Consider the following 7,843-nt stretch of genomic DNA (forward strand, 5'->3'; position numbering starts at 1 on the left):
CATGAACGATTCGAAAAGCGAAACCCAGTACGAATCCATCCTCCTGCGGGTGTTGTGGATGATCGTTTATCTGCTGGTCTGGCAAGTCGCGCAGTTCATCCTCGGCGCGGTGGTCTTGGTGCAACTGATCTACCGCCTGATCTACGGCGCACCGAGCGCCAGCCTGATGAATTTTGGCGACAGCCTCAGCCAGTTCCTCGCGCAGATCGGCCGCTTCGGCACGTTTCACAGTGACCAGAAGCCCTGGCCGTTCGCCGACTGGCCAGCGCCGCGCACCCCGGAAGGGGAAGCGCCGCACACCGTCGCCCCGACCGCGCACCCGGTGCGCGATGAGGAGCCCAAGCTATGAAACTGTGGGTATTGCGTCATGGTGAGGCGGTGCCTCACGGCTCGAAAATCGATTCCGAGCGCGAGCTGACCGAGCATGGTCGTAAAGAAGTCCTGCGCAGCGCGGCGCATCTGATGGGCCAGCCGCTGACGGCGATTTACGCCAGCCCTTATCTGCGCGCGCAGCAGACCGCGCAGATCGTGCGCGAGGCGCTGGGGTTCGAGCCGGAGATCCGTACGGTCGAGTGGCTGACGCCGGAGAGCGATCCGGACAAGGTCGCCGAGCAATTGGTCGCGGTGAGCAATGTGCTGCTGGTCAGTCACAACCCGTTGGTGGGCGATCTGCTCAGCTATCTGCAGCACGGCGCCGGGCATCCGTCGGAGAAGGTCAGTACAGCGGGGCTGGCGGAGCTTGAGCACAGCGAACTGCTGATCGGCTCGATGAAGCTCAACAGCCTCAAGCACCCTTAACGCCATATCCCTGTGGGAGCGAGCCTGCTCGCGAAGGCGGCGTGTCATTCACCCTTTTTGGGGCTGACATACTGCATTCGCGAGCAGGCTCGCTCCCACAATGATTTCTGCCAACCCATGAAATTATTTGTTTGAAAATTCCAACCAAGCACTTGCTTGGTTGACTACGCTTGCTCCAGACCAAAAAAAACAGGAGCGAGTCGCATGTCTGCCGCCTTCCGTTTGCCGCTGGACGTGTTCTACGAACGGGAAGCCCGGCACCCGCGCCAGCGCTTTCTGGTGCAGCCCATCGGCGGTGGTCAGGTGGAGACGCTGACGTGGGCCGATGTCGGCCATCAGGCCCGCTGCGCCGCGCACTGGTTGCGGGCGCGGGAGCTGCCGCCCGGCAGCCACATTGCGCTGATCTCGAAAAACTGCGCGCACTGGATCATCGCCGACCTGGCGATCTGGATGGCCGGACATGTGTCGGTGCCGCTGTACCCCAATCTCACCGCTGAATCCGTTGCGCAAGTGCTGACTCACTCGGAAAGTGCGCTGGCGTTCATCGGCAAGCTCGATGACTGGGCAGGCATGGCGCAAGGCGTGCCGACGGGTTTGCCGACCATCAGCCTGCCACTGCATCCGCCAGGCGAGTTCGATTACAGCTGGGCGGACCTGCAGAGCTGTTCGCCAATCCAGGACGATCCACGTCCCGCCGCCGAGCAATTGGCGACAATCATCTACACCTCCGGTACTACCGGCCTGCCCAAAGGCGTGATGCACAGTTTCGCCAATCTCGGTTTCGCCACCAGTCGTGGCACGCAGCTGTTCGGGCTCAACGAGAACGATCGGCTGCTGTCGTATCTACCGCTGTGCCACGTTGCCGAGCGCATGTTTGTCGAATTGGCCTCGATCTACACCGGACAGACCGTGTTCTTCGCCGAAAGCCTCGAGACTTTCATCACCGATCTGCAGCGCGCGCGGCCTACGGCAATGTTCGGCGTGCCGCGTATCTGGACCAAATTCCAGATGGGTGTGTACAGCAAGATCCCGGCGCAGCGTCTGGACTTCCTCCTCGGGTTGCCCTTCATCGGCAAGCGGGTCGGGCACAAAGTGCTGGCCGGGCTCGGCCTGGATGCCTTGCGCGTAGCGTTGTCCGGTGCCGCGCCGGTGCCGCAGACCTTGCTCGCCTGGTATCAGAAACTTGGCCTCGATGTGCTGGAGGTGTACGGCATGACCGAGGGCTGCGGCTATTCGCATATCTGCCTGCCGGGGCGATACAAACAGGGCTGGATCGGCCAGCCGTGCCCGGAAGTCGAGGTGCGCATCGATGAGTCCGGCGAAGTGCAGGTGCGCAGCCAGGCCAACATGCTCGGCTATTTCAAGGAACCGCAGAAAACCGCCGAGACGCTGACCGCAGACGGCTTTCTGCGCACCGGCGACAAGGGTGAGCAGGACAGCGAAGGGCGCCTGCGCCTGACCGGGCGACTCAAGGAAATCTTCAAGACCAGCAAAGGCAAATACGTCGCGCCGGCACCGATCGAAAACCGTCTGGCCGTGCATTCACGCATCGAACAAGTGTGCGTGGTGGGCGATGGCCTGAGTGCACCGCTGGGGTTGTGCGTGCTGTCGACGGTCAATCAGCAAGAGCCTCGTGCCAGTCTGCACGCGAGCCTGGAAAAGCTGCTGGAAGAGGTCAACGCCGCCCTCGACAAGCACGAACGCCTGCGCCGGCTGGTGGTGGTCAAGGACAACTGGGCGGTGGATAACGGCTTCCTCACGCCAACCCTGAAAATCAAACGCAACGTCATCGAAGACCGCTACGGCGCACGCTTCGAAGAATGGAGCGCGCGCAGCGAGGCGGTGCTGTGGCAGGATTGAGCATCGATTACAACAACAAAGGAAGTCTGCGATGAGCTTGTGGCGTACTACTCCCGACATCGAACAGTTGAACGCAATCCAGAAGAACACCATTGGCGAAGTGCTGGATATTCGCTTCGAAGCCTTCGACGAACAGTCGCTGACCGCGAGCATGGTCATCGACCATCGCACCCACCAGCCTTACGGCCTGCTGCATGGCGGCGCATCGGTGGTGCTGGCGGAAACCGTGGGTTCGATGGCCAGTTATCTGTGCATCGATGCCAGTAAATTCTATTGCGTCGGCCTGGAGATCAACGCCAATCACTTGCGCGGTTTGCGCAGTGGGCGGGTGACGGCGGTGGCCACGCCGATCCATATCGGGCGCACCACGCATGTCTGGGACATCCGTTTGACCAGCGACGAAGGCAAGGCCAGTTGCGTATCGCGCCTGACCATGGCGGTGGTGCCGCTGGGGGAACAGCCGCCGCTGCGTTGACATCTGTCGGGTTCCGTCAGGTCGAGCCCTCACCCCAGCCCTCTCCCAGAGGGAGAGGGGGCCTGCCGTGTGGTTTTCGCGATCCTCGTCGACCTGATAATTCGAGTCGAGCTCAGGTCCCGGACACTCCCCCGATCTGCTCCCTTTCCCCCTCGCCCCCTTGGGGGAGAGGGCTGGGGTGAGGGGGCAGCGGTCTCGCTGATGCACATCACCCTGACCGGACTGTCATCATTCCTGGCACTTACAGTCATTGCTGCGACGCCGGCTCTTGCGGACAATCAACGCCACGATTCCCGCTCATGGATTTGCCCGCATGTCGCAACCGATCTTTTTCGCCCACGCCAACGGCTTCCCTTCGGGGACCTATGGCAAGTTGTTCGCGGCGCTGGCGCCGGAGTATCGGGTCGTGCATCTGGAGCAGCACGCCCATGACCCGCGTTTTCCGGCGGACGACAACTGGTACAACCTGGTCGATGAACTGATCCATCACCTCGAGCTGCAGGAACAGCCGGTGTGGGGCGTTGGCCATTCCTTTGGCGGTCTGCTGCACTTGCACGCGGCGTTGCGCTGTCCCGAGCTGTATCGCGGCGTGGTGATGCTCGACTCGCCGGTGCTGACCCGCACCGATCAGTGGGTGATTCGCGCGGCCAAGCGTTTTGGTTTCATCGACCGGCTGACCCCGGCCGGGCGCACCCTCGGACGCCGTGAAGAGTTCGCCGATCTCGACAGTGCACGCAGTTACTTTTCCGGCAAAACCCTGTTTCGCGGCTTCGACCCGGAATGCTTCGATGCCTACCTGCAACACGGTTTGCATCAGGTCGACGACAAGCTGCGTCTGCGTTTCGACCCGGCCACCGAAATCAGCATTTATCGCGGCGTGCCGCACACCAGTCCGGGGCGCACCCGCCAGTTGCAGGTGCCGCTGGCCATCGTGCGCGGGCACAAGAGCCGGGTGGTCATGCGCCATCACACACGTTTCGTCTCGCGCCTGCCCCAGGGCGAGGCGCTGAGCATGCCCGGCGGGCACATGTTCCCGCTGGAGCGCCCGCAGGACACGGCACGGCTGCTTAAGAGCCTGTTCATGCGCTGGGAACAGCGGCAGAACAAGGATTGCGCATGAGCGCGACCTGCGAAGAAGTGCGCCTGAACCTGCCGCATATCGAGTTGGCCGTGCATCTGTTCGGCCCCGAGGACGGTTTGCCGGTGATCGCGTTGCACGGTTGGCTCGACAACGCCAACAGCTTTGCCCGGCTGGCGCCGAAGCTCCACGGTTTGCGTATCGTCGCGCTGGACATGGCCGGCCACGGTCATTCCGCTCATCGGCCAAGCGGCGCCGGTTATGCCCTGTGGGACTACGCCCATGATGTGCTGCAAGTCGCCGAGCAGCTGGGCTGGAAGCGTTTCGGCCTGCTCGGGCATTCGATGGGCGCGATTGTCTCGATGGTGCTGGCCGGTTCGCTGCCTGAACGCATCAGCCATCTGGCGCTCATCGATGGCGTTATTCCTCCGACAGACAAAGGCGAAAACGCCGCCGAGCGCATGGGCATGGCCCTACAGGCGCAACTTGATCTGCGGGAAAAGCGCAAACCGGTCTATACCACTCTTGAGCGTGCCATCGAGGCGCGGATGAAAGGCCTGGTGGCAGTCAGTCGCGAGGCCGCCGAACTGTTGGCCCAGCGCGGTTTGATGCCGGTGCCCGGCGGTTACACCTGGCGCACCGACAATCGCCTGACCCTGCCATCGCCGCTGCGCCTGACGGAAGAACAGGCAATGGCATTTGCCTCGCGCGTCGGTTGCCCGGCGCATCTGGTGGTCGCGGCGGATGGCATGCTGGCCAGGCATCCTGAGTTGCTGCAGCGTCTACCCTTCGGTCACGAACAGTTGCCGGGCGGGCATCATCTGCACCTGAATGACGAGGTTGGCGCAGGTCTTGTAGCAGACTGTTTCAATCGCTTCTTCGCCATGCCTTGACTTGCTACCGGCAACTGCCGAGGCTGGGCGGGTTGAAACAGGAGACAAACTTGATGGATTTCTATACCGCTGCGACCCCGACCCGCCCAGCTATGACCGTCCGGTGAGCCTGACTATGCGGCCACTCAGTCTTTTCGCGCTGTGCTGCTTCAGCTCCTTGTCCTTCGCTGCCGATGTGCCGGGCAGCCAGGATCTGCAAATCGTGCCGCGTCTGGCCGACGCACAGATCGTCGACTATCGCCCGGCGGCCGAGCTGGAGCGCATCTACCCGCTGGGCTCGATCCGCAAGATCAGCGGCCAGTTGCGCTTCGACGGTCAGGTCACCGCCCGTGGCCAGACCACCTCGGTGACTTACGAGTTGCCGCCGGAACATTCCGCCACCGAAGCCTTTACCGCCGCCCGCGAAGCCCTGCAACAGCAGGACGCCGAGTTGCTGTTCTGGTGCCAGGCCCGCGATTGCGGCGAAAGCAGCCTGTGGGCCAACGAGGTGTTCGGCAACGCCAAGCTGTATGGCGCTGACGAGCAGCAGGCTTATCTGTTGCTCCGGCTGGCGGCGCCAAAGGACAACACGCTGGTGGCGCTCTACAGCATCACTCGCGGCAATCGCAAAGCCTATCTGCATGTCGAACAGTTCGAGGCGACTGCGCCGTTGGGCGAACTGCTGCCGACCTCGGCAACCCTGCTGCGCCAGTTGAAAAGCACCCGCGAGCTGGATTTCCCGAAACTCGCTGATGAGCCGAATGCCACCTGGCTGCGCCTGATTTCCCGTGGCCTGAATCTCGACACGACCTTGCGGGTCACGGTTTCCGGGCCCAAGGCCGAAGCCTGGCGCCAGGCGTTGATCACTCAGGGTGTGCGGGCGGCGCGTCTGGAGACCGGCAATCTCGAAGGCTCTGGCCTGCGCATCGACCTGTTGCGATAAGCTGTGCCGGGCGAGCATGCACGCAGTGTTCGCCTACTCTTTCGCTGACTGACTTTGCCGAGACTTCCCATGCTCAATAACGATCGCCTGCTGGTGCAGATTCTGCTGCTGGTGTTATTCGGTGCCAGCCTGTGGGTGATGGCGCCGTTCTGGTCGGCGCTGTTCTGGGGCGCGGTGCTGGCGTTCGCCAGTTGGCCGCTGATGCGTTTGTTGACCCGCGCGCTCAATGGCCGCGAATCGCTGGCCGCGTTGATCCTGACACTGGGCTGGATGTTGCTGGTGGCGGCGCCGCTGGTGTGGCTGGGCTTCAATCTTGCCGATCATGTGCGCGATGCCACGGCATTGATCAAGGATGTGCAGGTCGACGGCTTGCCGGAAGCGCCCACCTGGCTTGGCAGCGTGCCTTTGGTTGGTGAGCGACTGGTGGCGATGTGGGACAGCATCGATCAGCAGGGCGCGGCGTTGATGGTCTCGATCAAGCCGTATCTGGGCCAGGTCGGTAACTGGCTGCTGGCGCGCAGTGCGCAGATCGGCGGCGGGATTCTCGAGCTGACGCTGAGCCTGGTGTTCGTGTTCTTTTTCTACCGTGACGGGCCACGACTGGCGGCGTTTGTGCACAGTCTGCTGCAGCGCTTGATTGGCGATCGTGCCGGTTATTACATCGAATTGGTGGCGGGCACGGTGCAGCGGGTGGTCAACGGCGTGATTGGTACGGCGGCGGCGCAGGCGGTGCTGGCGTTGATCGGCTTTTTCATTGCCGGGGTGCCGGGGGCGCTGGTGCTGGGGATCGTCACGTTTATGCTGAGTCTGATTCCGATGGGGCCACCGCTGGTGTGGGTGCCGGCCACGGCTTGGCTGGTGTGGAAGGGTGAGTACGGGATGGCGATCTTTCTCGGGATCTGGGGGACGTTCATCATCAGTGGCGTGGACAATGTGCTCAAGCCGTATCTGATCAGCCGTGGCGGCAATCTGCCATTGGTGATTGTGTTGCTCGGGGTGTTTGGTGGGTTGATTGCGTTTGGGTTTATCGGGTTGTTTATTGGGCCTACTTTGTTGGCGGTGGCTTATAGTCTTTTGACGGATTGGAGTAAGAGTCAGGCTCGGGTCTAGGGGGGGCTTGGCGGCCTTTGGGCCGACCATGCTTGGGTTTGTCTGGTGTGAATATCCGAAGGGTTCGCTGCGGCGGCTGGCGGTTTCGCCTGACGGCGACTTACTTTTTTACAAGCGCCAAAAAAAGTAAGCAAAAAACGCTAGCTCCTGCGTTCGGCCCTCGCAGGCTCGGGTCCCTTCGCTCCGGGACTGATCCGGGCGCAGCGGCTCCGGTTTGCTTCGCTGCACCTCCTTCCGCTGTGTCTGGCTGCGCCAGACGGTCGCTGCGCTCCCACGCCCGGATCAATCCCTCCACTCAGCCTTCCGACGTCGCCGGTGGATCAAGATCAAGAGCACTCGAGCTTGCGCTCATTGTTGAGTGGGGCGGCTTCGCCGCGGGCAGCTGCGCTGCTTTGCTTTTGCTTTTGATTTTGTGGGAGCGAGCCTGCTCGCGAAGGCGGCCTGGCAGCCAACCCATCTCTCTCTGAAACCACTCGATCCCTGTGGGAGCTGGCTTGCCAGCGATAGCGCCCTCACATCCAACCAATATCTACCGAATACACTCAGTTTCATTGTGGGAGCGAGCCTGCTCGCGAAGGCGGCCTGGCAGCCAACCCATCTCTCTCTGAAACCACTCGATCCCTGTGGGAGCTGGCTTGCCAGCGATAGCGCCCTCACATCCAACCAATATCTACCGAATACACTCAGTTTCATTGTGGGAGCGAGCC

The 7,843-nt window shown here is 62.2% G+C and carries 8 protein-coding genes; all 8 read left to right on the forward strand.

Annotation, left to right across the window (positions count from 1 at the left end):
* Position 1: 1 nt before the first annotated feature.
* The 8 genes from D8U71_RS06390 to D8U71_RS06425 all read left to right on the forward strand — a co-directional run bounded on the left by D8U71_RS06390 (position 2) and on the right by D8U71_RS06425 (position 7,136).
* Positions 2–349 (forward strand): DUF4389 domain-containing protein, encoded by a 348-nt coding sequence (locus D8U71_RS06390; RefSeq protein WP_122507621.1) that lies wholly within the window; start codon positions 2–4, stop codon positions 347–349.
* Positions 346–798 carry a phosphohistidine phosphatase SixA gene (sixA, locus tag D8U71_RS06395; RefSeq protein ID WP_125926509.1) on the forward strand — a complete coding sequence of 151 codons (453 nt, stop codon included), beginning with the start codon at positions 346–348 and terminating at the stop codon, positions 796–798. Before D8U71_RS06390 ends, sixA begins: the two co-directional genes overlap by 4 nt.
* A gap of 204 nt (positions 799–1,002) precedes the next feature.
* A complete protein-coding gene (locus tag D8U71_RS06400; protein WP_130887410.1) occupies positions 1,003–2,658 on the forward strand; it encodes an AMP-binding protein in 1,656 nt (551 codons plus the stop codon).
* Positions 2,659–2,689: 31 nt separating this feature from the next.
* Positions 2,690–3,133: a hotdog fold thioesterase gene (locus D8U71_RS06405; protein ID WP_016773655.1), complete on the forward strand. Its 444-nt coding sequence runs from the start codon at positions 2,690–2,692 to the stop codon at positions 3,131–3,133.
* A 313-nt stretch (positions 3,134–3,446) separates the two neighbouring features.
* Complete coding sequence (locus D8U71_RS06410; RefSeq protein WP_130887411.1) at positions 3,447–4,253, forward strand: alpha/beta hydrolase; 807 nt, start codon at positions 3,447–3,449, stop codon at positions 4,251–4,253.
* Complete coding sequence (locus D8U71_RS06415; RefSeq protein WP_130887412.1) at positions 4,250–5,104, forward strand: alpha/beta hydrolase; 855 nt, start codon at positions 4,250–4,252, stop codon at positions 5,102–5,104. Before D8U71_RS06410 ends, D8U71_RS06415 begins: the two co-directional genes overlap by 4 nt.
* A 115-nt stretch (positions 5,105–5,219) precedes the next feature.
* Positions 5,220–6,026 carry a DUF4892 domain-containing protein gene (locus D8U71_RS06420; RefSeq protein ID WP_130887413.1) on the forward strand — a complete coding sequence of 269 codons (807 nt, stop codon included), beginning with the start codon at positions 5,220–5,222 and terminating at the stop codon, positions 6,024–6,026.
* A 69-nt stretch (positions 6,027–6,095) separates the two neighbouring features.
* Positions 6,096–7,136: an AI-2E family transporter gene (locus D8U71_RS06425; protein ID WP_024013952.1), complete on the forward strand. Its 1,041-nt coding sequence runs from the start codon at positions 6,096–6,098 to the stop codon at positions 7,134–7,136.
* Positions 7,137–7,843 lie beyond the last annotated feature (707 nt).

This window comes from Pseudomonas sp. Sample_21 (genome assembly GCF_004307525.1).
In the GTDB taxonomy this organism is placed as follows: domain Bacteria; phylum Pseudomonadota; class Gammaproteobacteria; order Pseudomonadales; family Pseudomonadaceae; genus Aquipseudomonas; species Aquipseudomonas atacamensis.